This window comes from Desulfobacter postgatei 2ac9 (assembly GCF_000233695.2).
GTDB classification, from domain to species: Bacteria; Desulfobacterota; Desulfobacteria; order Desulfobacterales; family Desulfobacteraceae; genus Desulfobacter; species Desulfobacter postgatei.
This window is the reverse complement of the sequence record NZ_CM001488.1, coordinates 1-2,347: the sequence shown is the minus strand read 5'-3', so window position 1 is coordinate 2,347 and position 2,347 is coordinate 1. Positions and strand designations below refer to the sequence as shown.

Here is a 2,347-nt window from a genome sequence, read left to right as displayed (position 1 = left end):
TTTCAATCCAATGGATCACTGTCAGGTAGAATCTGGTAATCTGGGTAGAGTAGAGCACTGATTCGGCCGGTTTCTTCAGCCCTTTTTATATTCGAGACGCCTTGCCGCACGCGGCTACTACGTGTTCCAAAGGCCTTGCATCCTCAATGCTCCCTCATCAAACCGTGCATACGGTTCTCCCGTACACGGCTTTTCCGATGTTCTTCGCTGTAAGGCTTGCGCCCTTTTTCCACTTTTGCGTAAGTTGGGATTCCAACTTTTGCACAAATTTTGATTTCCCCTCCATCCTTCTCTATGGACTTAAAGCTGACACCATCTATTCCAGGTGCACCTTTGTTTGCCCGGGCAAGGCGATAGGCATGACCAAGGATGTCAGCCCCGGTAGACCTTGTCATATAAAGAATAGAAACGAAAATCCGGTTCCTGCTTGGCCTTTACAATAGAGCTTCCTCTGAAGCGTCCTGATCCTATCCGGAGTTAGTAGCATATTGCAATCTCCTGATCCTCGCTCGTTAGTTACGTGAACAAAGTAGGGTCCCTTTCCTTAGCCGGGGTTATGTTGTCCCTCAGCCTCAATCGGTACTATGAACCCCTCCGACTCCCAATACAGCCCCATGGAATTTCGGATCTCCTTATATCCATCAGTTAACGGCCCTTCACCGTAACCGCATTGGGTCTCCCGCACTGCACTGCAATTCTTCCGATACATGCCATCCCTGCTACCCCGGAAGATCACCTGAAAGGATTTCCGTTTTCTACTCCCAGGCACTACGGCCTTCCCTTGATGTCCAAAAGGTCGGCATCTTCAATTAGTTGACGAGGCTACATATAGGTTCACTTTCGTTACGGCCTGCATCTTTGCCCATAAGAAACTTACAACCTCTGGTTACCCAGACGCTGCTTCCCGGTGCTAAGAAGGCGTACGGACAATTCCTCCTTCAGGACTTTAACCTGTTAGAACTACAGTTGTTACGGCATACGGACATCTTACTTATTTGTTAACAGGAATTAGAATTCTTGTCAAAACACCCCCCCCTGCTTGAGATTGTCAATATCCCCTGGAGAGATTTTTTATTTTCTGATATTCATAAATCTGAAATTGAATTATTCAGAAAACATGAACGGACCTACTTGACCGTTCAAACGACTTTTGTAAAACACTTGGAAGCTATTTTAGACAGGCGGCTGAGGCGCAAAAAAAAACTGGTCGAAATAACAATGAGTAAGGTGTCCCCGGATTTTAAAGGTGTCCCCGGATTTTAAAATGAGTAAAGTGTCCCCGTATTTAGGATGCTTCTTGATTTGTGAACTTCGTTTGTCCATGATGGGCTTGTAGTGTCAGCCTTTTTGTGAGACAAAGGACGTCACATAAAGTGAAATTTGGATCAAATAATGTGGGACTTAGCACCAGGTGAACCGTAACGTTATACTCAGAATGGTATGATCACTAAAGCAGAAATCTTAAATTATGTTCAGGGTAGGTATACCGAGGAACAGGAAAGGTTTAAGCATTTTGAGGAAAAATGCGGAAAACTTCTCAATTCTCTTACTATAGTTATAGCAGCTTTTTGTGGCATAGCTGGTTTTAAGAGTTCGACCCTATTTTCTCCTCATACAATGCTTCAATGGATTAATTTGATTTTATGTTGTCTCGCATTTATGGCTTTATCTTGTGCTTGGGGACATTTGTTATTGGCGCTGAAAATTGGTGTTTGCCCAATTGCAGCTAAAAGTAGAGAAAATTCCGACTATTTAATGAAGGCAGAACCAAAGGACGCATTTGAGCAAATGTTCGACTGCTATGTTGATGCTACACAAGAAATAGAGTCTGTAATTGAAAAAAAATCAAAAAATTTAGAGCTTGCATACGATGAATTAATCCTTGGTGCAAGCCTGATCATTGCCTTTATATTTTTGACCATTATAATGGAGGTTTTCATATGACTAACGGCGAAAAGAAACCAGTTAAAGAAAACCCAGTTGAGAAACCAAAAAAGAGACCTGAAACAGTAAATTATGTTAAAAAAACAACCCAAAAAGGTAAAATCAAAAAACGCTAAAAGAGTATAACATTTGCTTTGAGACAGTAGTGTCCGGTTAGGTTCTTGCATGTAGCCATTTTTAGGCAAAACAATGAATCACAACGATCTAAAAAAATAAAATGGATTTCCGGGGACAGCTTACTCAATGGATTTCCGTGATTTCCGGGTGATTTCCGGGTAGAGTAGAGCACTGATTCGGCCGGTTTCTTCAGCCCTTTTTATATTCGAGACGCCTTGCCGCACGCGGCTACTACGTGTTCCAAAGGCCTTGCATCCTCAATGCTCCCTCATCAAACCGTGCATAC

The 2,347-nt window shown here is 42.8% G+C and carries 2 protein-coding genes; one reads left to right on the top strand and one right to left on the bottom strand.

From position 1 onward, the window contains the following. Window positions 1–143 precede the first annotated feature (143 nt). Window positions 144–395: a hypothetical protein gene (locus DESPODRAFT_RS20465; RefSeq protein WP_040015764.1), complete on the bottom strand. Its 252-nt coding sequence runs from the start codon at window positions 393–395 to the stop codon at window positions 144–146. A gap of 1,045 nt (window positions 396–1,440) precedes the next feature. Here DESPODRAFT_RS20465 and DESPODRAFT_RS00155 point away from each other — a divergent pair. Further along, window positions 1,441–1,944 (top strand): hypothetical protein, encoded by a 504-nt coding sequence (locus tag DESPODRAFT_RS00155; protein WP_004070380.1) that lies wholly within the window; start codon window positions 1,441–1,443, stop codon window positions 1,942–1,944. Window positions 1,945–2,347: the final 403 nt, after the last annotated feature.